The 21454-nt window shown below is 69.4% G+C and carries 19 protein-coding genes; 10 read left to right on the top strand and 9 right to left on the bottom strand.

Features of this window, described 5'->3' with window-relative positions; genetic code table 11:
* Nucleotides 1–106 precede the first annotated feature (106 nt).
* The 6 genes from HEP74_RS13975 (at nt 107) to HEP74_RS14000 (ending at nt 3308) form a co-directional block, all read left to right on the top strand.
* Nucleotides 107–787 carry a class I SAM-dependent methyltransferase gene (locus HEP74_RS13975; protein ID WP_185813393.1) on the top strand — a complete coding sequence of 227 codons (681 nt, stop codon included), beginning with the start codon at nt 107–109 and terminating at the stop codon, nt 785–787.
* Nucleotides 784–1119 carry a YkgJ family cysteine cluster protein gene (locus tag HEP74_RS13980; RefSeq protein ID WP_185813394.1) on the top strand — a complete coding sequence of 112 codons (336 nt, stop codon included), beginning with the start codon at nt 784–786 and terminating at the stop codon, nt 1117–1119. Before HEP74_RS13975 ends, HEP74_RS13980 begins: the two co-directional genes overlap by 4 nt.
* 16 nt (nt 1120–1135) lie before the next feature.
* Nucleotides 1136–1333, top strand: coding sequence for a hypothetical protein (locus HEP74_RS13985; protein ID WP_185813395.1), 198 nt, complete (start codon nt 1136–1138; stop codon nt 1331–1333).
* A gap of 95 nt (nt 1334–1428) precedes the next feature.
* Nucleotides 1429–2223 (top strand): EAL domain-containing protein, encoded by a 795-nt coding sequence (locus tag HEP74_RS13990; protein ID WP_185813396.1) that lies wholly within the window; start codon nt 1429–1431, stop codon nt 2221–2223.
* Nucleotides 2224–2355: 132 nt separating this feature from the next.
* On the top strand, nt 2356–2934 hold the full coding sequence (locus tag HEP74_RS13995) for a mechanosensitive ion channel family protein (protein ID WP_185813397.1): 579 nt from the start codon (nt 2356–2358) through the stop codon (nt 2932–2934).
* Nucleotides 2935–3035: 101 nt separating this feature from the next.
* The gene (locus HEP74_RS14000; protein ID WP_185813398.1) at nt 3036–3308 is read left to right on the top strand and encodes a DUF2789 domain-containing protein; all 273 of its coding nucleotides are present in this window, start codon (nt 3036–3038) and stop codon (nt 3306–3308) included.
* A gap of 175 nt (nt 3309–3483) precedes the next feature.
* Here the strand turns inward: HEP74_RS14000 and HEP74_RS14005 are convergent, their stop codons facing one another.
* Together HEP74_RS14005 and HEP74_RS14010 are read right to left on the bottom strand one after the other, a co-directional pair.
* A complete protein-coding gene (locus tag HEP74_RS14005) occupies nt 3484–3750 on the bottom strand; it encodes a DksA/TraR family C4-type zinc finger protein (protein WP_185813399.1) in 267 nt (88 codons plus the stop codon).
* A 229-nt stretch (nt 3751–3979) separates the two neighbouring features.
* Entirely contained in the window at nt 3980–4516 is a 537-nt protein-coding gene (locus HEP74_RS14010) for a DUF2058 domain-containing protein (RefSeq protein WP_185813400.1), read from the bottom strand.
* A 124-nt stretch (nt 4517–4640) separates the two neighbouring features.
* Between HEP74_RS14010 and HEP74_RS14015 the strand changes: the two genes are divergently transcribed.
* The 3 genes from HEP74_RS14015 to HEP74_RS14025 all read left to right on the top strand — a co-directional run bounded on the left by HEP74_RS14015 (nt 4641) and on the right by HEP74_RS14025 (nt 7194).
* Nucleotides 4641–5147, top strand: coding sequence for a YgjP-like metallopeptidase domain-containing protein (locus HEP74_RS14015; RefSeq protein ID WP_185813401.1), 507 nt, complete (start codon nt 4641–4643; stop codon nt 5145–5147).
* Between the two features lie 70 nt (nt 5148–5217).
* Nucleotides 5218–5928, top strand: a complete 711-nt coding sequence (locus HEP74_RS14020) for an rRNA pseudouridine synthase (RefSeq protein WP_185813402.1) — start codon at nt 5218–5220, stop codon at nt 5926–5928.
* A gap of 159 nt (nt 5929–6087) precedes the next feature.
* Entirely contained in the window at nt 6088–7194 is a 1107-nt protein-coding gene (locus HEP74_RS14025; RefSeq protein ID WP_185813403.1) for a S41 family peptidase, read from the top strand.
* A gap of 81 nt (nt 7195–7275) precedes the next feature.
* Here the strand turns inward: HEP74_RS14025 and HEP74_RS14030 are convergent, their stop codons facing one another.
* Nucleotides 7276–8079, bottom strand: a complete 804-nt coding sequence (locus HEP74_RS14030; protein WP_185813404.1) for an SGNH/GDSL hydrolase family protein — start codon at nt 8077–8079, stop codon at nt 7276–7278.
* A 263-nt stretch (nt 8080–8342) separates the two neighbouring features.
* Entirely contained in the window at nt 8343–9479 is a 1137-nt protein-coding gene (locus HEP74_RS14035; protein ID WP_185813405.1) for a sensor histidine kinase, read from the bottom strand.
* Nucleotides 9480–10306: 827 nt separating this feature from the next.
* Here HEP74_RS14035 and HEP74_RS14040 point away from each other — a divergent pair.
* The gene (locus tag HEP74_RS14040) at nt 10307–12040 is read left to right on the top strand and encodes a BamB-related PQQ repeat family beta-propellar protein (RefSeq protein ID WP_185813406.1); all 1734 of its coding nucleotides are present in this window, start codon (nt 10307–10309) and stop codon (nt 12038–12040) included.
* A gap of 169 nt (nt 12041–12209) precedes the next feature.
* On the opposite strand, the gene HEP74_RS14045 is transcribed toward HEP74_RS14040, so the two are convergent.
* The 5 genes from HEP74_RS14045 to HEP74_RS14065 form a co-directional block, all read right to left on the bottom strand.
* On the bottom strand, nt 12210–12959 hold the full coding sequence (locus HEP74_RS14045) for a FadR/GntR family transcriptional regulator (RefSeq protein ID WP_185813407.1): 750 nt from the start codon (nt 12957–12959) through the stop codon (nt 12210–12212).
* 243 nt (nt 12960–13202) lie between these two features.
* Nucleotides 13203–16424, bottom strand: coding sequence for a beta-galactosidase, LacZ type (gene lacZ / locus HEP74_RS14050; protein ID WP_255427753.1), 3222 nt, complete (start codon nt 16422–16424; stop codon nt 13203–13205).
* A 139-nt stretch (nt 16425–16563) separates the two neighbouring features.
* Nucleotides 16564–18099, bottom strand: a complete 1536-nt coding sequence (locus HEP74_RS14055; RefSeq protein WP_185816641.1) for a glycoside hydrolase — start codon at nt 18097–18099, stop codon at nt 16564–16566.
* A 22-nt stretch (nt 18100–18121) separates the two neighbouring features.
* Nucleotides 18122–19804 carry a DUF5597 domain-containing protein gene (locus HEP74_RS14060; protein ID WP_221893125.1) on the bottom strand — a complete coding sequence of 561 codons (1683 nt, stop codon included), beginning with the start codon at nt 19802–19804 and terminating at the stop codon, nt 18122–18124.
* A gap of 49 nt (nt 19805–19853) precedes the next feature.
* Nucleotides 19854–21296, bottom strand: a complete 1443-nt coding sequence (locus HEP74_RS14065; RefSeq protein ID WP_255427979.1) for a tryptophan halogenase family protein — start codon at nt 21294–21296, stop codon at nt 19854–19856.
* Nucleotides 21297–21454 lie beyond the last annotated feature (158 nt).

A 21454-nucleotide genomic window follows, 5' to 3' on the forward strand; every position in this document is an offset into this window, starting at 1 on the left:
GTCACGTTTCTACACGCGTCTCGTCCGGCCGTTTCTGTCGCCCGACTCGCCCCTCTTCTCGCGCCAGCCTCCGTCCCGCTTCGGGCCGGACCCAACGGGAGCGCCTGTGTCCGGCTACGCCACCCAGATCAACACGCTCAACCTGGGCGGCCAGGACTATCGCATCCGTTCGCTGCTCGATACCCAACAGTTCTCCGATCCCGACGCGCAGGCCGAAGCGGCCGGCATTTCCTCGGCGCAATGGAGCCTGTTCGGCAACGTGTGGCCGGCCGGCCGGCTGCTCGCCGAAGCGATGGCGCTGTACGACTTCGGCGACAAGCGCATCCTCGAGATCGGCTGCGGCCTCGGCCTGGCCAGCCTGGTGCTGCGCCGCCGCGGCGCCGACATCGTCGCCAGCGACCGGCATCCGCTGACCGAAGTGTTCCTGGCCTACAACGCCGCGCTCAACGAAATGCCCGCGGTGCCGTACCGCCGCCTCGACTGGGACCAGCCCAACCTCGAGCTGGGCCGTTTCGACGTGATCATCGGCAGCGATGTGCTGTACGAACACCAGCATCCGGCGCTGCTGGCCGAATTGCTGGCGCGGCATGCGACGGCGAGCGCGGAAGTGCTGATCGCCGATCCGGGCCGCGGCAACAGCGCCGCGCTGACCCGCGCGCTGGCCACGCAGGGCTACGCGCTCAGCGAACAGCGCGAAATGCCGTTGGGGCCGGACGATCTGCCGCCCTACCGCGGCCGCGTGTTGCGCTTCAGCCGCGATGCCCTGCCAACCGGTGGCAACGCGTGAGCGCCCAACAGGCAACGCCGCGCGCCGCGGCCGAAAAATCCGTCACCTGCGATCGCTGCGACGCGATCTGCTGCCGCCTGACCGTGCTGCTGATGCCCGACGACAAGGTGCCCGAGCACTACACCGAGCACACCGCCGAAGGCCTGCACGTGATGGCCCGCGACGAGGACGGCTGGTGCGTGGCGGTGGACAGCAAGCGCATGTGCTGCTCGATCTACGAACAGCGCCCGGCGATCTGCCGCAAATTCACGATGGCCGGCCCGTATTGCCGCGACATCCGCCGCATCCACAACGATCAGTTGGCGCGCGGCATTCCCCTGACGATGTACTGACTCCAGGAGATTCACCATGGCACGTCCCACCAGCAAGACCCCGCCCCCGACCGCCAAGACCGCACGCAGCAGCAGCGGCGACAAGGCGCAGAAGGGCCTCAGCCGCGAGCGTATCGAGGCCGACATGGCCGCGTTCCGCAAGGCCGGCGGCCGCGTCGAAGTGCTCGGCACCACCCGCGTGCTGAAGAAAGTCGACGAAGCCGAAGCCGGCTGAGCACGCGCACTGCGGCCCCGCCGCAGGCGATGTCGGCGCCGTCTTCACGGCGCCGGCCGATAATCCAGATCTCTTCGCTGTGACAGACGCACGGCATGCTCCTGCGCTCCCTCTCCGCTGAACTGGGCCAGCCGGCCTGCGGCAATTGCCGCGATGGCGAGCCGCTCGGCTTCGGCATCCGCATGGCGTTCCAGCCGATCGTCGATGCGCAGGCGCGCACGATCTACGCGTACGAGGCGCTGGTCCGCGGCGAGGACGGCAGCGGCGCGGCCGCGGTATTGGCGCGGGTGCGGCCGCAGCAGCTGTACCGCTTCGACCAGACCTGCCGAGTGCAGGCGATCGCCACCGCGGCGCGGCTGGGCCTGCGCACCCGGCTGTCGATCAATTTCATTCCCAATGCGGTGTACGAACCGGCGACGTGCATCCGCCTGACCCTGGCCGCGGCCGAGCACTACGGCGTACCGACCGGCAATCTGATCTTCGAGATGAGCGAGTCCGAGCGCATCCGCGACCTGCCCAAGGTGGTGCGGATCCTGCGCGACTACGCGCAGCGCGGCTTCCTGACCGCGATCGACGATTTCGGCGCCGGCCACTCCGGACTCAACCTGCTCGCAAGTTTCCAACCGCATCTGCTCAAGCTGGACATGGCCCTGATCCGCGACATCGATAGCAGCGTACCGCGCCAGCATATCGTCGCCGGCATCGTCGGCATGGCCGCGGCACTGGGCTGCCGGGTGCTTGCCGAGGGCGTGGAGACGCCCGCCGAATACCGCGCGCTGCGCGCGTTGGGCATCGAGTTGTACCAGGGGTTCCTGTTCGCGATGCCGGCGCTGGAGGCGCTGCCGGAGATCCCTGCCGAACGCTGGGACAGCCTGGAACAGGCCGCCTGAGCGACGCCCGGCAGCGCGCATGCGCTGCAGCGTCGGCGTGGCGGCGATGGCGCTGGCCTGGCGTGTTGCGCACTTGCCCGATGCGGCGACGATTGCGACCATCGCGCCTCCCCCGCCATGCCGAACCCGCCGATGTCCTCGCTCCACACCATGCTGCCACCCTCGGTCCACCGCTGGCTGGACCTGATCGTGCCGGGCGCGCAGATCGCGCTGATCGTGCTGGGCGCATGGCTGTTGCGCACACTGCTGCGGCGGCTGGTGCGGCGCCTGAGCGAGCACCACGCGTTGCCGCCCGAACTGACGATGCTGGCGCGCCGCGGCAGCGGCTTCGTGATCTACACCACCGCGCTGTTGCTGATCCTGGATCGGCTAGGCGTGTCCGGCACGGTGCTGTGGACCGCGTTCACCGGCTTCGCCGCCGTGGCGGCGGTGGCGTTCTTCGCGGCCTGGAGCGTGCTGTCGAACATCTTCTGCACGCTGCTGATCTTCGCCACCCGGCCGTTCCGCCTGCACGACCACATCGAATTGCTCGAGAACGGCGAAAAGCCCGGGCTCAAGGGCCAGGTAGTGGATATCAACCTGATCTATACCACGCTGCGCGAACACCGCGGCGACGAGGGCGACAGCGTGCTGCAGATTCCCAACAGTCGGTTCTTCCAGCGCAGCACGCGGCGCTGGCGCGGCCACCCGGTGCCGCCGGGACTGGGCTAGCGCGCAAGCGCACGTCCTAACAAGACACTGATCGCACGAACGCTATCGTGCCTGGTCTGTGCGCCGTCTCGCGGCGCGCGCCCCCATCGACAAGGTGCCCCATGGAACAACCCGTCCACCCGTTCGCCGAGCTGTTCGCCCAGTTGGGCCTGCCCAACAGCGAAACCGAGATCCGCCAGTTCATCGGCCGCCATTCGCCGCTGCCGGACACGATGCGGCTGGAAGAAGCGCCGTTCTGGACGCCGGCGCAGGCGCAGTTGCTGCGCGAGGAACGCATCGACGACGCCGACTGGGCGATGGTGGTCGATCAACTCAACATCGCCCTGCACTCGCGGCCGGTACCGCCGGTCGGCACCGCCGCCAACGACGACTGAGTCGCCCCAGGGCGTGCCATCCATTCCCAAGCAGATCGCGCCGCTCCTACGCGTTGGATTGAACGAGCCCGTGGCCACGCCCGCGCGCGGACACGACAGCGTGCACGCGCAACAGCGGCCCTGCGGGTTGGCCTGTCAGGCCCAACGCGACCTACTCGGGAATGGAAGACACGCCCTAGCGCAGCTGGCTGTCCTTGCTGCCGCGGCGGTTGTAGCCGCTGTGCTCGTGCTGTTCGTGGTCGTGCGCTTCCTGGCAGGCCACGCACAGGCGCACGCCCGGCACCGCCTTGCGTCGCGCCTCGGGAATCGGCGCATCGCAGGCTTCGCATTGTTCCAGGCTCGGGCCCTGCGGCAGTTGGCTGCGCGCACGCTTGATCGCATCTTCGACGGTCGCGTCGATCTGGTCCTGCACCGCGCCGTCGCCCGCCCACCCTGTGGCCATGATCGTCTCCAAGGATTCGCTACGTCCCGATGATGCGGCCGCGGCCGGCGATTGCAATGCACACCGGTTTCACATTCGCCGGCATGTTCATGCACGGCGCGCGCTGCCCGCCAGCGGGTCATCGGTTCTCAAGCAAGTCGCGTTGCGCCGGAGTGCGACCGCCGCCGGCGCGTAGTACCGATGCAGCCGCCGCTGCGCAGCGAGCGGCCGAAAGGCCGCGCGCCACCGGCTACCAGATCAGGTCGTCCGGCACCTGGAAGCGGCTGTAGTACGCGTCGTCCTCGTCGCCGGCCGCCGGCGCGGCTTGGGTGGTGTCGAGCACGATCGCCGCGGGATCGCGGCTGGCCACCTTTTCCACCACCGCGCGCGGGATCGGCGCATAGCCGGCATCCAGCCGCGCGATCACCGCCGCACCGCTGATCAGCTGCGCGCGCAAGGCCGCGTCGACCCGCAAGCGCTGGATCTTGCCGGCATCGGTGAAGTGGTAGTCGATCTCGCCATCGGCCTTGAGCTTGTTGCTGTCGACGATCTGCCGCGCCTGCGCGCGCTGCTCCTGCGCGCGTGCCTGCGCGTTGCGCTCGGCGGCCAGCGCACGGTCTCGCTCCACCCGTTCCAGCCGCAGCCGCTCGCTCTCCAGCTGCTCGGCGCTGGGCGGCGGCGGCGCCTTGCCGTGGCGCGCCTTGGCCTGCTCGCGCGCGACCTGCGCCACCTGGTTCTTCTTCACCAGGCCGGCCTTGAGCAGCTGTTCCTGCAGGGGATTGCGCATCGGGAAAATCCAGTCGATCCAAGACGTTGGCCGCTATCTTACCCGCTGCGCCCGCCCGCTGGCCGCGCCCGTGCGGCGGCGGCCACGGCTCGTGCCGGCGGCCATGGCGCGCTATCGTGGCGCCATGCAAACGCTGAAATACCTAGCCGGCTATCCGCCGCATGTGCAGGATCAGGTCCGCGAACTGATCGCGCGCGATCGCCTGGGCGAATGGCTGCGCAAGCGCTACGACACGCCCAATCCGGTGCGCAACGACCGCCAACTGTACGACTACACGCTGGCGTTGAAGGACCGCCACATGCGCAGCTCCGAGCCGCTGCACAAGGTGATCTACGACAACCGGCTGCAGGCGGTGAAGCACGCGCTCGGCACCCACACCAGCGTCTCGCGGGTGCAGGGCAGCAAGCTCAAGGCCAGCCGCGAGATTCGCATCGCCGGCGTGTTCCGCGACGCGCCGGCGGCGTTCCTGCAGATGATCGTGGCGCACGAACTGGCGCACCTGAAGGAAAGCGCGCACAACAAGCCGTTCTACCAGCTGTGCACGCACATGGCGCCGGACTACCACCAGCTGGAATTCGATCTGCGCCTGTACCTGACCCAGCTCGATCTGGCCGGTACCGCGGACCGCTGAGCGGCACCGCGCATGGCAGGGCAGCGACGGCTGCACGTACACTGCCCTGCCCTGATCGCCGAGCCATTCGATGTCCGTCCCTACCCGCCTCGACAAATACGTGGCCGCCATGCTGCCGTGCTCGCGCAGCGAAGCGCAGCAGTACATCGAGGGCGGCTGGGTCAGCGTGGACGGCGTGGTGGTCGAGGAACCGCAGGCGGCGGTGACCACGCAGCAGGTGACCCTGGCCGCCGACGCGCAACTGGGCGCGGTCGAGCCGGCCACCCTGTTGCTGCACAAACCGGCCGGGCTGGACCTGGACGCCGCCCTGGCCCTGGTCAGGCCGGACACGCGCAGCGCGCTGGACATGGCCAAGGTGCGCGTGCTGAAACGCCACTTCCTGCGCCTGAACGCGCCAATGCCACTGGAAGACGCCGCCAGCGGTCTGCTGGTGCTCAGCCAGGACGGCCGCGTGCTGCGCCGCCTGACCGAGGACGCGACCTCGATCGAACAGGAATTCGTGGTCGAGGTGCGCGGCGAACTGAGGCCTTACGGCATGTTGCGGCTGGCGCACGGCCTGATCTACCGGCAGCGCAGCCTGCCGCCGTGCAAGGTCAGCTGGCAGAACGAGGACCGCCTGCGCTTCGCGATCAAGCACGTGCAGCCCGGACAGCTGCAGCACATGTGCGCCGAGGTCGGGCTGGAAGCGATCAGCCTGCGGCGCCTGCGCGTGGGCCGCATCCCGCTGGGCAAGCTGGCAGCGGGCGAATGGCGTTATCTGCCGGGCGGCGAGCGTTTCTGAGCGGCGGCGGTCGCGACCGGTGACGCGCCAACGCACGGCGCGTGCAGCCGTGCCGTCGCGCACGCTTGAGCCTTCCGGCGCGAAGTCCCCCTGTCTTGCGGCCTATTGCGCGCGTCGCGGCCGGCGGCCGACACTCGCCGCGGGCACAAGGGGACGGACATGATCGCAACGATGCTGGCAGCGGCACTGGCCTTGGCGCCGACCGATGCCGCGGTGGCGCAAGCCGACCTGCAGTTCGCCGCCGCGCGCATCGCCGCCGATCATCCAGGCCTGGCCCCCGGCGCGGATCCGGCGCTGGCCGCGCAGGCGCGACAGGCGGCGAGCGCGGCGCAGGCCCAGGCGCGGCGCATCGTCGATCGTGCCGGCTATGCCCAGGTCATGCAGGCCTATGTCGCCTCGTTCGGCGATCCGCATGTCGCGATCGAACTGGCCTCGCCCGATACCGACACCGGCGCCGCGAGCGCCAACCCGTCCGCGCCGGACAGCGCCGCGCAGGGCGCATTCGAACGCCTCACGCCAGCGGCCTGGAAACTGACCCTGCCGACCTTCTATGCCGGCGATCCCGGCTTCGATTCGACGATGAGCGCGATCGCCGCGGCGGCGGACGCGCTGCGGCAACACACGCCCGCCCTGCTGGTCCTGGACCTGCGCGGCAATGGCGGCGGCGCCGCGGCGCCCGGCGATGCGGTGCTGGCCGCGATCTGGGGCGAGCAGGCGCTGCCCACGCTGGACCGCCGCCGCGCCAGCGCCTCGCTGTGGCGGGTCTCCGACGGGGTGATCGAAAACCTGCAGACGCGCCGCACGCGCATCGCCGCGCGCTACCCGCAGGAACTGCCCGACTTCGACCGTTTGCTGGACGGGCTGCGCGCGGCGCAGCGCCGGGGAGAAGCCCTGTATCGCGACCCGCTGCCGAGCGCGGCCGCCGGCACTCCGCCGCACGGCGGCCCGGCACGCATCGTCGCCATCACCGATGGCGCCTGCATCAGCGCCTGTCTGGATTTCATGGACCGGCTGCTGGAAGGTCCCGGCGTGGAGCAGGTCGGTCAGCCGACCGGCGCCGACACGCTCTACACCGAAGTGGAAAGCGTGCCGCTGCCGAGCGGACGCGCGACGTTGCTGCTGCCGATGCAGCGGCTGGAAGGGCGCCAGCGCGGCGCGATGCAGGCCTATGCGCCGCGCGTGCGCCTGGACGACGACGCGGCGGTGAGCGCCTGGCTGCGCCGCGAAGTGGCCGCGGTTTCGCCGCCCGCCGGCACCGCGCCGTAGCACTGCGGCGCGGCGCGACCGGGATCGGGGTCGGGGTCGAGATCGATCCGAGCGTGTCGAGCGCGCCTGTGCGGCAACGCGCTACGGCTGCGCCAACGCGCGCTCCACCGCCTGCTGCGCCAACGGCGCCATCAGCGCATAACCGGCCGCGGTGGGATGCACGCCGTCGTTGGCCAGGGCCTTGTCCAGGCCGCCCTGACGATTGCGCATCTTGCTGTGGTAGTCCAGGTACACCGCGCCGTGGCTTTGCGCGTACTGCTTGATCCAGGCATTGAGCGCGCGGATCTTTTCCGCCGGCTGCAGGCCCGGCCGCCATGGGTAGTCGCTGACCGGCAGCACCGACGCCAGCACCAGCTTGATGTGGTTGGCCTGCGCCAGCTCGGCCATCGAGCGCAGGTTGTCTTCGATCATGCGCTGGGTGGACAGGCCGGTGTTGCCGGCCAGGTCGTTGGTGCCGGCCAGGATCACCACGGCCGCCGGCTTGAGGTCGATGACGTCCTGGCGAAAGCGCACCAGCATCTGCGCGGTGGTCTGCCCGGAAATGCCGCGATTGACGTAGGGCTTGCCGGGGAAGAACCTGGCGCCCTCGCTACGCCCCCACATGTCGGTGATCGAATCGCCGTAGAACACCACGCGCCGCTCGCCTGCGGCCGGCGGCGCCAGCGCGGCGTTGTCGGCGCGATAGCGATTGAGCTGCGCCCAGTCCAGCAGGCGCTGCTGCAGTTCGGCCACGTCCTTGGCCTGCAGCGTGTCCGGCGCTTGCGTGTACAGCGCATCCACCTTGCCCTGCAACGCGTCGGCGGCAGGCGCGGCGGACTGCGCGAACGCGGGATGGATGGCACTCAGGCACAGCGACAACAGTGCGGCACGCGACAAGGGCTTCACGATCGACCTCCAGCTTGGGGAAACGCGTCACCCTAATCCAAATCGTGCGCCTGCGCGCGGGTCGGTGGCTGGGGGGCGTTTGCGGAGCGCATGCACAGTGTGCGCTGCATTGTCGATGCGACGTTGCCCGCGGTTTCTGCGCACGGAGCTCGCTCGTATTCTCGGCTCGGCGATGCTGCGCCCGTACCCTCACCCCAACCCCTCTCCCGTGGGGAGAGGGGCTTGAACGCGCTGCTGCCGGCAGCGCTGCAGCCCGGCTTCGCTCAGTCGCTGGCAGCCGCCTGCCGCGGCAGCGTCGCCAGGAAACGGGTGCCATCCTGCTTCGACGAGCTGACCTCGATGCGTCCGCCATGCGCCGCGACGATCCGGTCGACGATGTACAGGCCCAGGCCCAGGTTCGCGCCGGCGACCTGCGGCGTGCCGTCGGCGTGCGCGGTGGTGGTCAGCGGCTCGAACACCGAGGCCAGCATCGCCTCGGGAATCGGCGGTCCCAGGTTGTGCACGCTCAGGCCCACCTCGTCCGCCGCCAGGCCGTTCAATGCAATGGTGATCTGCTGATCGCGGCTGCCGTACTTCAATGCATTGTTCAGCAGGTTCGCGATCACCCGGCGCAGTCGCATCACGTCCCAGCTGCCGTGCAGATCGCCGACCGTGATCACCTGCATCGCCCGTTTCGGATAGATCGTGGCCATTTCGTCGACGAGTTCCTGGGCCAACGCATCCAGGCTGGCCGCTTGCGGACGCGCCGGCGTGGACACGCCCAACTTGTCGCTGGTGAAGTCCATCAGGTCGTCCAGGATCGCCTTCATCTGCATGGCGCTGCGCAGCAGCACGCGCGCCTGCGGCGCTTGCGCCTCGCCCTGCCCCAGCATCAGGTCCGCGCAACTCATCACCGCCGACAACGGCCCGCGCAGGTCGTGGCCGAGGATGCCCATGAACAGATGCTGGGTCTGCTCCACGCTCTCCATGAAGGCGCGCACCGAATCGGCCAGGATCTGGTCCAGGGCCTCGTTGAAGCGGCTCATGTCCGGCAGATCCTGCACGCCCGGGATGTGCTCGGATCGGCTCCACAGGCGCATCACGCTGGCGCGCAGCGCACGAAATTCCGACACCAGCTGCATCATGCCGAAGCCGTGCTTGATCCGTTGCCGCGCATGCAGGCTCGCCGCGCCGTCGGTCTCGAATTGCTCCGAGCCGGCGTCCAGCGACCTGAGCCGCAGCTCGGTCGCGCTCATCGGCGCGCGCATGTCGGCGACGATTTCGGCCAGCAGTTGCGCGGCGTGATCGCGCAACTGGAATGCGCTCATCGCCTCGCCTTCCGCACCGCGGGTACGCGCGAACGCGATCCAGTCGTTGCACAGCGGCTCGATGTTCGCCTCGATGAAATCGGCCAATTTCATGCCGGCACCCTCGCACCCGGGCGAGCGCACCGTAGCCGCCGGGCGCGCCCATTCGCCGCGAGCACGGCCCCCGCGCCGCTCGCCACCGTCGCCGCGCGGCCTTCCAAGCAAAACATCCCCATTGCGTCAGCCCCCAGCGTCGATGCGCCAGCTTAAACATTCCCGGTTGGATGCGTACGCCGGGAATCTGCCGGATCGGGCAAGGCGCTGCCATCGGTCGCCGCCACAGCCGGGTTTTCGCGGCGGCTCGCGGCTGCGCGGGGCGCGACGGCTCGCGCAGCCTCTGAACGGATCGATTTTTGCGCGGCGCCGAGGCTACAAGGCGCACGGCAGTACCGATGCGGAATCGGCGATATGCGCAACGGCGAGCCGCCAAGGACCGACACTCGAATACGGCATGCGCCAGGCACGCGACGCGCAGATTGTCACCAAAGCGCCATACGGCAGCCTCCGCTTCGGCCAATCGCAGGCATGCCGCTGCGCCACACGCTCGGCATTCAGTCGCCACTCATGCGCCGATCACTGCCCCGCATCGGCCCGCATGCCGCGCGATAGCCAATGCACGAATGCCGGATGCCGAACCCACAAGCCGTTGCCCGGCAAGGGACAGCGGCGAATGCCGAAGCGCACACGCCGCGCATGCCGGCCATCGGGCATGCACAACGTTTGCCACGCGATGCCGCGCGGGCGATTGGTTTTCGCTATCCATGCAACCTTTTCGCAGGCCCTAACTTTTTTGTACGTACATGACACGCGCCGTTTTCGGTTCCTACCATTGCGCCGGTAGTGAAGGGGGGGTCCCCACTCCAAGCCCCGAAGGACACCGCATGAACAGGCATTACGCGCAACGGAAACTCTCTCTGCTGTGGCTGGCCTTGGCTCCCGGACTGATGCTCGCCGCGACGGCGTCGGCACAGTCCGCAAGCACGGCGCCGGCGCAAGCGCCGAACGACAACGCAGCGTCCGCCAGCCCGCAGGGCGGCAGCGACGGCGACACCGCAAGCTCGCGTTCCATCGCTGGCTATGGCACAGCGTTCGGCGGCGGCGCGCCGTACGCCACGCGCAGCAGTTGGGAAAACGCCGGTGGCGGCTACCTCAACACCCGCTTCGCCCCGGCCGAATGGCAGATCACTCCGTTCAACGCGGCGCGGCTGAAGACCGCATGGACCTTCACCACCGCAGGCGACGTGTCCGCCACGCCGACCGTGCAGGGCAGCGCGCTGTACGTGCCCGACTGGGGCGGCCAGCTGTATCGCATCGACACCGCGCTGGGCAAGGCGGTGTGGCAGGTGAAACTGTCCGACTACACCGGCAACGCCGCCTCGCTGTCGCGCAACAGCCCGGCGATCGCGCGCGACAGCGTGCTGGTCGGCGACCAGGCCAGCGGCACGGTCGTGGCGATCGACAAGAACACCGGCAAGCTGCTGTGGAAGACCGTGGTCGAAGCCAATGCGCAGGCGCGCATCACCGCCTCGCCGGTGGTGTACGGCGATCGCGTCTACGTCGGCGTGTCTTCCGGCGACTGGGGCGGGATGACGCCTGGCTACAAATTCTCGTTCCGCGGCAGCGTGGCCGCGCTCGACCTGAAGACCGGCAAGCTGCTGTGGAGCTTCCGCACCGCGCCGGAGGGCTACACCGGCGCCTCGGTGTGGGGCACGCTGGCGCTCGACCCGCAACGGCAGCGCGTCTACGCCACCACCGGCAACAACTACTCGGTGCCGCTGGACGTGGCCAGCTGCGTCAAGAACGCCAATGGCGACAAGACCGCGCAACTGGCCTGCCTGGCGCCGGACAACTACGTGGACTCGGTGCTGGCGCTGGACATGCGCAGCGGCAAGCCGGTGTGGACGCGCCGCCTGCAGGGCGCCGATGCCTGGTCGCTGTCGTGCCTGGTCGCGCCGACTGCCGGCGTGTGCCAGGAACCGCAGGGACCGGACTACGACTTCAGCGGCGGCGGCGCCAACCTGTTCACCGCGATCCGCAACGGCAAGCGCCAGGCCCTGGTCGGCGCCGGGCAGAAGAGCGGCGTGTACTGGGCCTTCGACGCCGACAGCGGGCGCACCGTGTGGTCCACCCAGGTCGGGCCGGGCGGCACCGCCGGCGGCATCGAATGGGGCTCGTCGGTGGATTCGCTCAAGTCGCGCGTGTACGTGGCCATCAACAACAACAACCACACCAGCTACACCCTCGCCCCCGGCAACACCGAGACCTGGAACGCCGGCGCGTGGGCGGCGCTGGACGCGGCCAGCGGCAAGATCCTGTGGCAGGTGAAGGTGCCGGGCATCGATCCGATCCAGACCACGTTCGGCGCCGGCGGCCGCGGCCCGCTCGCGTCCTCGCCCGGACTGGTCTACGCGGGTTCGATGTCCGGCGCGATGACCGTGCTCGACGCCGAGACCGGCAAGACCCTGTGGAGCTTCGATGCCGGCGGTTCGGTGTCCAGCGCGCCGGCCGTGGTGGACGGTGCGGTGTACTGGGGCGCGGGCTATAGCCGCTTCAACTTCGGCACCGGCGTGCACAAGCTGTACAAGTTCGTCCCGGCCAGCGCGCGCGGCCGCTGATCGCGCGGCAGCGTCCCCGAGACAGGTGCGCACCGACAGTCCTCCTGCACGCAGGAGGACTGTTTTTGTAGACAATGCATCCGCCGCGAGGCCGCAGGTCAGCCGCCGGCGGCGCGACAGCGACGCTTCCATCACGCAGGCGATCGGCGCGCAGCCCAGCTGCCAGCCCTTACGAGCGCTTCTTTTTTTTCGCTTCCCGGCTTTCTTCGCCGGCAATCAGCGACCGCACGTCGTGGATGATGGTGAACATCGCCGCCTGCGCCTTGTCCCCGTCACCGCTCTTGATCGCGTTCAGGACCCGCCGATGCGCCGGGATGCTCGCCGTGTGCCCGCGGATGCGGTTGGTGAACTGGATCGAAAAACTCAGCGCGGTGTTCACCAGCTCGTGGAATTGCATGTAGAACGGATTGCCGGTCGCGTCGAGGATCGCGACATGGAAGGCCACGTCCGAGGACAGGTGATCATCTTCGCCACGGCCAGCCGCGATCATGCGTTGCAGCGCGTGCTCGATCTTGCCGATCGCCTCGGCATTGCCCTGCTGCGCGGCCAGTTTGGCCGCCATCGGCTCGATGCCCTGGCGCATTTCGGTGAAGGAACGCAGCAGGCTGTGCGAGAACTTGCGCTCCAGCATCCAGCGCAGCACGTCCGGATCCAGCAGGCTCCAGGTCTGTTCGGGCCGCACCACGATGCCGCTGCGCGGGCGTGCGGACAGCAGGCCCTTGGCGGTCAGCATCTTGATCGCCTCGCGGGTCACGCTGCGGCTGGTGGCATACGCCGAGGAGATCTCCGCCTCGGTGGGGAAACTCTGCAAACCATAAATTCCGGCCACGACATCGCGCCCCAGCGCATCGAGCAATTGCGAGCTAAGCGTCGTGCTTCCGAACTGTCGCGTCCCCCTTCCCAGATGGTGGGATTTCATTGCAGGCAGCCGTTTTTACAAGGAAAGATCGAGAGTAGCACGGCGATTTCGGCGCGGAAGTCTTGATTTTTTCACAGCAAATTCCGTGGCCCGGGACATGCGCGGACACGTCCCGGACACCGGGCGGGCACACGTGTCGCCGGCCGGCAAGCAGTTCACCGCAGCCGTTCGGAAGCGCTCGCGCCGCGAACGGGTATGAGCCCGCAACACGCGTCTCGCCGTGCTGCGCCGCCCTGCCACCGCTCACTCGTCGCGCCCGGGCGCCGCCTGCTCGGCAACGCTGTCCGGCGTCGCGTTCGGCTGCAGGCGGAACCGGTAGCTCGCCGGCTGCAGCGCGATGCGATACGCCGCGTGCGGCTGGCCCCACTTGCTCCACTGGTCGTCGCCGCCCACCCCGATCTGGCGATCGTCGATCAGCAGCGACACCCGGTCATGGGCACGGATATCGGAACTGTGCGCGCTGCCGACCGGCCTGCGCTCCAGGTCCGAATACGGGAACGCGAGCGCGTTGACCGACAGCGGCGCGGACCCGCTCACGGTCAGCGCCGCGCCCTGCTGCGGCGCCAGCCGCAACCAGCGCACACCGACCTTGTTGCCGGTTTCCTGCGGGCGGATGTAGTCGTGGTGCTGCTCGGCGATCTTGCCCGCATAGAGCGCGATCTCGCCGCTGCTGTAGCGATCGGCATAGGTCTCGTGCGGACCGCGGCCATACCAGGCCAGGTCGACGAAGCGGCTGGGCATGGTGAACGCCAGGCCGACGCGCAACGGATCCGGCAGGCCGGGATAGCGCGGGTCGAAGCGCGCGGTGACCTCCACCGAGCCGTCGCGCGCCATCAGGTAGGCGACGTCGTAGCGCACGTCGGCCGTCGCGCCGTCGCCGCCAAGATCGAAACCGACCTCGATCCTGGCGCTGCCGTCATCGGCCTTGCTGGCGACGACGGAACGCACCCGGCGCGTTTCCGACAAGGTCTTCCACACCAGGTGCGTCGCATACAGGCCGGTGCCGATGTCGTTGTCGGTCGGCGCGCGCCAGAAGTTGGGCGCACCGCCCTGCAGCAATTCCTGGCCGCGGTAGGCATACCGCGCGACCAGTCCGGTGCCGCGGTCGATGCGCAGTTCCGCGCCCGCCGCGCGCAGGCTCACTTCGCCCGCCGCCTCGTGCAGCGAAACCGCGGCGCCATCCGTACGCGGCGCCGCTGCAGCCGCCGGCGGCGATGCCAGCGCGAACTGCTCCCAGGACACCACGTGCCCGGCGGGCACCAGCGGGATCGTGCCTTCGCGCGCGTGGGCGCGCACGCTGATCAGGTACTCGGCGCCGGCCTGCTTGTGCAATGCGGGCAGGTCCAGCTGCAGCTCGCCGGCCGCGCCGGCGGCGATCGCCAGGTCCGGCGCGCGGCCCTCCTGCACCACCCGCCCGTCCTGGCGGATCTGCCAGTCGAAGGAAAATCCCGACAGGTCGATGAAGGCATGCCGGTTGCGCACCAGGAAGCGCCCGCGGTCGGCGTCGATGGCCTCGAACTGGATCGGCCCGTAGACCTTGGCCAACTCGTGCAGGTGCGGGTTCGGGGTGCGGTCCGATTGCAGCAGGCCGTCGCCGAACTCGATCGCGCTCTGGCCGGAAGGGTTCGGTCCGTAGTCGCCGCCATAGCCCCAGTACGGCCGGCCATCGGCGGTCTTCAGCAGCGTGCTCTGGTCCACCCAGTCCCAGATGAAGCCGCCCTGCAGGCGGTCGTGCGCATAGATGGCGTCCCAATAGGCTTTCAGGTCGCCCAGGCTGTTGCCCATCGCATGCGCGTACTCGCACATGATCAGCGGCTTCTGCGCATACTCGGTGCTCGTCGCGTAATCGACGATGCGCGCCACCGAGTCGTACATCGGCGCGTAGATGTCGGCATAGGCATTGGGCTCGTGCTGCGCGTACAGCGTGCCCCAGCCCAGGTAGCTCACCAGCCGGGTCGTGTCGCGCGCGTGCAGCCAGTTGGCGGCCTTCTCGAAATTCGGGCCGATGCCGGCCTCGTTGCCCAGCGACCAGAAGATGATCGACGGATGGTTCTTGTCGCGCTCGAACATCCGCTGCACCCGCTGCAGGTGCGCCAGCTCCCATTTCGGGTCGTAGCCGAGCTGCACCTTCTCGCGCGGGCGCATGCCCTCGTTGCCGGCCTCCATGTAGGCATGCGACTCGATGTTCGCCTCGTCCATCACGTACAGGCCGTATTCGTCGGCCAGGGCGTACCACAACTCCGCGTTCGGATAGTGCGAGGTGCGCACGGCGTTGATGTTGTTCTGCTTCATCAACTCAATGTCGCGCCGCATCGAGGCTTCGGAGATCACGTGGAAGGTCTGCGGATCGTGCTCGTGCCGGTTCACGCCGCGGATCTTGACCGGCTTGCCGTTGACCTTGACCAACCCGTCCTTGACCTCTACCGTGCGGAAGCCGATGCGGCTGGCGCTGGCCTGGATCAGCCGCCCATCGGCGGCATGGACCTCCAGCAGCAAGGTGTACAGATTCGGCGTTTCCGCGCTCCACGGGCGCACCTTGCCGATCGCCCCGGACAGCGTGAGCGCCTGCTCCTGTTTGGCCGCCGCCAGCGTCGCCTGCCGCACCAGCACCGGCGTGTCGCCGTCGAGCAGCGTGGCGGTGACCCGCGTGCCCTTGGCCGCATGCAGCAGGCCGACGTCGACATCCAACGCTCCGCCGACGTAGCGCGCATCCAGGGTGGCGCGCGCGAAGAAATCGCGCAGCCAGGTCTGCGGCGTGGCCAGCAGGTAGACATCGCGCTCGATGCCGCTGACCCGCCAGAAATCCTGGTCTTCCAGATAACTGCCATCGGACCAGCGATAGACCTCGATCGCGACCGAGTTGCGGCCCGGGCGCAGCTGCGCGGTCACGTCGAATTCGGCCGGCAGCTTGGAATCCTCGCTGTAGCCGACCCGCTGTCCGTTGACCCAGACGTAGTAGGCCGCGCCGGCCGCGCCGATGTGCAGCAGCACCCGGCGCCCGTCCCAGCCCTGCGGCACCTCGAACTCCCGCCGGTAGGAGCCGACGCTGTTGATGGCGTGGGGGATGAACGGCTGGTTGGCCGGGAATGGGTACTGGATGTTGTTGTACAGCGGCTGCCCGTAGCCCTGCGCCTGCCAGTCGGACGGCACCGGAATGGTCTTCCACGCCGACACGTCGTAATCGTCGCGGTAGAACTGCGCCGGGCGCTGCTCCGGCGTGGGCGAGAACATGAAGCGCCAGTCGCCGTTGAGCGCGAGGTGGTAACGCGAGTCGGCGATGCGGCCGGCCTTGGCCAATTCCACCGATTCGTACGGGAAGGATGTGGCCCGCGCCGGCAGCCGGTCGATCTCGTTGACCTCCGGGCGCTCCCATTCGGGCCGCGTATCGGCGGCGGCCCAGGCCGTGGCCATGTGCAGGCCGAGCAGCAGCAAGACGCTTGCATTGGCCAGGAGTCGTTGTCGCACTGTCGGTTTCATCGAAAGCCCCTCGTGTACAAAACAGCGAATCGGGTCACACTGCAGCGGCGATTCCCAACGTCGGGATGCAGCGCCGGCACTGCAACGCGTAAACATGCACGGCCACGCGGCGGGGCGCGGGCCGGCCTCATTGTTTGCGCAGGACCACGGTGACCACCGACTGCGGCGGCGCCAGCGCCGTTTGCGCACCGGGCGCGGCGGCGCGGCGGCAAGCGGTTTCGGCGCGCTGCGCGGCCGAGGTGACGATCACCTGCTGCGACCACGCACCAGGCCCCAGCCCCTGTTCCGCAATCACCAGGCGCCGCGCGGTCAGCCCGGCGTTGACGTGCACGAATACCAGGTCGCGCCCGTCCGCCGACAGCGCCGCTACCGTATCCGCATCGTCCACCTGCAGCAGGCGCATGCCCGGCCGCAGATAGCGGCTGAAGTTGGCCATGGCCCAGTACTTGCGGGTGACCTGGAAGGGATGCTCCGCCGCCGCCGCGGCGCTCAGGTCCATCCGGATCAGGCCCCAATGGCGAGCCGCACCGGGCTTGCCGGCCGCGGACGTTTCGATCGCCTGCCAGAACACCCACGCCGACGGCTCCAGGCGCTTGAGGTCCAGCACCATGTGCTCGGCCAGCGCCAACGCCGGGCGCATGTCGTCCACGCCCTCGGCCACGTTGGGCGGCGACAGGTCGTTTTCCGACATCCACAGGCGAATGCCGCTGGCGGCGGCGATATCGCGCACGCCGGTCTGGCCGGTGCTGTCGTAGCTGTGCACGTTGAGCTGGCCCAGCACCGCCTTGGTGGCGTCCGCATAGCCGGACCAGTTGTGGATGAAGCCCAGCGCGCTGGTTTCGTCCATCGCCGCGACCCGGGTACGCAAGCCGCGCGCACGCAGCGCGCGGTCGCTGGCCTGGAGGATGCGTTCCTGCGCCGGCACGCTCCAGTGCGCGCCTTCCTGGGTGTTGGCGGCGAACCAGTAGGGCGTGCCCGGCTCGTTGACCGGCGACAGGGTGCGGAAGGCGATGCCGTGGCGACGCTGCAGTTCGTCCACCACCTGCGCCAGATACGCCGCGAACGCCGCCTCCTGGCCGGGCCGCAGATTGTCGTCCAGCCCATGCTCGGCACCGGAGACGCGCCCGCTCACGGTCATGAACCACGGCGGCGAGTTGGAAAACGCCTCGAAGATGCGCTGATCCGCAGGCACCCGCGCGCGGATCGCGTCCAGCCACCAGCGCTGGCCCTGGTCGGCCGACCAATCCCACAGCGCCGGATCGTCGGCACGCCACCAATCCTTGCCCGATGCGCCCGCCGGCTGCCGCCAGAACCCCGGTATCGCCGCGCCGGGGCGCAGATACGGCGGTGTGTCGGCCGCATTGCCGCCGCCGATGTTGTAGCGGGCGATGACCCAGCCCAGGCCGTCGCGGCCATAGAGCAGATCGGCCAGGCGGTTGCGCAGCGGATCCGGATAGGCGCCGGTCACGTTGGCAAACCAGGCCAGCGCCGTGCCGAAGCCCTCGAAGCGGGTCCGCGGCGACTGCAGGTCCGCGCGCAAGGCGACGGTGACCGGCGCGTCGGCGTCGCACAGCGGCGCGCCTAGGCACGGCAGCGCCAACGTCGCGAGCGCGATGCCGCCAAGCCAGCGGCACCGCAGCCGCGCAGTCCATGTGCGCGGCATGCGCGGGCGAGGCAGTACGGCGCTACTCATGCGCCGCCTGCATCAGCGTCACCATCAGGCTGCCGCCGCGTTCGGGCAAACGCAGTCCGAAATAGGTTTCGTCGCCGTTGAGCAGGCGCTCGCGCACCCAGCGCCCGTCGTCGAAATGCCCCTCTTCCACCGTGAGCAGCTGCGCCGTGCCGCGCGCACCGAGCTTTGCGGCGAACGCCAGGTTGGCGTTGGCGCCGGTGACCAGGAACCGTTCGGGTTCCACTTCGGCGACCAGCACGCGGCCGTTCGGCGCCGCGTTGCCCTGCCCGCGCGGCCCGCCATAGCCGTCGCGGACCTCGCCGAAGCGCACCGCGACATCCAGCTGCGAGAACGCCAGCGCCACGTTGGCGATGCCCTCCTCTTCCACCGCGGCCTGCACCCGCCCGGCATCGCGCAACGGCACCAGGAACCGCGCCGCGTCGCGCAGCAGCCGGAAGTTGACGGCGACCGGATCCAGCGTCTCGCGGCCCTCGGCATCCAGGGCGAAGTCCTCACCGATGCCGAACTTGCCGACACCCACCGCGAAGGGCCGCGCCAGCACCAGGAACATGTGCCGCGCATGCGCGGCCGACCCGCCGGTCTCCGGCACGAACAAGGGATTGTCCGGGCGGTCGTAGGCCGCGGCGATGGCGGTATAGGGCGCGACGTTGGTGTCGTAGTTGTCCACGCCGACGACGTCGATCGCCGGCGCCAGCGCCTTCCACATCGGCAACAGCCAGGACACTGCGCCGCCGCTGGGCGAGGACAGGCCGGGCCGCAGCAGGCCGGGTTGCTCGCGCGGCCAGACGTTGAGGTACAGCGGCAGGTCGTAGGCGGCCTTGCCCGCCGCGGCGACCGCCTGGATGTAGCGCGCGGTGTGGTAGGCCATGAACGCCTCCGGTGCGCGCGCGCCGAACGCGGCGGTCCAGTCGCCGGGCGCGGCGCCGGGCATGTCGGCCGGCACCTGGCTGGCGAATAGCGCCTGCGCGGCGCCGGGCATGTCGGACGGCACCTGGCTGGCGAACAGCGCCTGCGCGGCGGCGGAATGGTCGCGCTCGGCGCCGAGCGTGCCGGCCTCGTTCTCGACCTGCACCATCAGTACGGTGCGGCGCTTGCCGTCGATGTCGCGCAGGTGCCGCATCAGCGCCGCAAAGGCGCGCGCATCGGCGTCGCGGCTGGCCGCCGCCAGCGGCGAGAGCGCGTCGATCGAGCGGCCATCGGCGTCGATGACGCGCGGGTAGCGCACGGGATCGCGTTTCACCCAATCGGGCACGTAGGCCATGCCGCCGTTCTTCCAGGTGCCGAACCACAACAGCGCCAGCCGCACCTGTTGCCGCCGCGCCTCGGCGACCAAGCCGTCGACCAGGCTGAAGTCGTAGCGGCCGGCGACCGGCTCCAGTTCCTGCCAGGACACCGGGACCATCACCGTGTTGCAGTGGCTGCGCGCGATCGACGCCTGCAACTGCCGCAACTGCGCCGGGGTGCCGCTGCTGTTGTTGAGCTGCATGCCCAGCAGCAGCCACGGCATGCCGTCCACGGTGAAACTGCGGCGGCCGTCGGCGGCGACGACGAAACGGCTGTCCTGCGCCTGCACCGCCATGGCCGGGACCAGGGCCAGGAGCAGCGCGATCGCGCCGCCGCGCAGGCAGCGCCAGACTCGCGTGCGGGCGATGCTGTTGGTCGATGGCATCTGCATGGCGTGCGTGCTGTCTCCGGGTCGGGTCGGTGTGGTTGCCTGCAGGCGCTCAGGTCGCGGCGCAGTGGGCGCGGACGAAGTCGGCGTGCGCCGGCATCCGCTCCACCGCCATCGCCGCCGCCGCGGCGACGCGTTGCAGCCGCGCGGCGCCCTCCGCGGCCGGCATCGCCGCCGCCAGCGGATCGAATCCGTGCACGCGCAGGCCCTGCCCCTCCATCACCGCCAGCCAGCTGGTCTTGCTGAAGAGTTCGTCGGCCTCGCGGAACACCCGGCCCGATTGCGCGAAGACCTGCAGGCGTTCGGCCAGGCTGTCGGGGATCGGCATCGTGCGCGCACGCTCCCAGTACGCGCCGGGCCGCGCGGTGACGTGGAAGTGCAGAATGATGAAGTCGCGGATGCTGTCGAACTCCTGCGCCATCAGCCGGTTGTAGCGGCGGATGTCGGCCGGGTTGCCGGCACGGTCGGGCAGCATCTCCAGGAAGCGGGCGATGCCGGCCTGGATCAGGTGGATGCTGGTCGATTCCAGCGGCTCCAGGAAGCCCGCCGCCAGCCCCAGCGCCAGGCAATTGCCGGACCAGAAGCGTTCGCGCCGGCCGGCACGGAAGCGCAGCGTGCGCGGCTCCGCCAGGGCCTTCCCGTCCAGGTTGGCCAGCAGCGTCGCGGCGGCGGCATCGTCGGACAGATGTTCGCTCGAATAGACGTAACCGTTGCCGGTGCGATGCTGCAGCGGAATCCGCCATTGCCAGCCCGCCTCGCGTGCGGTCGATCGGGTGTAAGGCGTGAACGCCGACGAGCGCTCCGATGGCACCGCCACCGCGCGGTCGTTGAACAGCCAATGCGACCAGTCGACGAACCCGGCATCGGGCGCGTCCGCGATCAGCAGGCTACGAAAGCCGGAGCAGTCGATGAAGAAATCGGCATCGATGCGCGTACCGGACTCGAGCACGAGCGCGGCGATGCCGCCGTCGGGCGCACGCCGCAGCACCTGCTCGACCTTGCCCTCCAGCCGCGTCACGCCGCGGCTCTCGGCGTACTCGCGCAACAGCCGCGCATACAGCGAGGCGTCGAAATGGAAGGCGTAACCCAGCCGCGACAGCAAGGCATCGCCTTGCTGCGGCCGCATGAAGCGCCCGCGCATCGCCGCCAGGGTATTGAGCGAATACGCCGCCAACGGTTCGGCCTGGCCGTCGCGGTGCATGCGCCGCCACAGGCCGTCGAACGGCACGGTGCCGAAGTCGAGGCCATAGGTGCCGAACGGATGGAAATAGCGCTGTCCCGGCTGCAGCCAGTCGACGAATTCGATGCCCAGCTTGAAACTGCCCTGGGTGGCGCGCAGGAACGCGTTTTCGTCGATGCCGAGCAAGGCGTTGAACAGCGCGATCGGCGGAATCGTCGCCTCGCCCACCCCGACCGTGCCGATCGCCTCGGACTCGACCAGAGTGATACGCGTGGCGCTTGCGCCGAGCACGCGCACCAGGGCCGCCGCGGCCATCCAGCCCGCCGTGCCACCGCCGACGATCGCGATGTGGCGCAACGGCTCGCCGGCACTCACGTCCGTTGCCACCGGCACCGCTGCGCTACCCAGCGTGATCCCATCTTCATCGGTCCTTGCATGACATCGATCGCAGGTGCCCGGCCCATGCAGGCATG

It is taken from the genome of Xanthomonas sp. SS, from assembly GCF_014236835.1.
Classification (GTDB): domain Bacteria; phylum Pseudomonadota; class Gammaproteobacteria; order Xanthomonadales; family Xanthomonadaceae; genus Xanthomonas_A.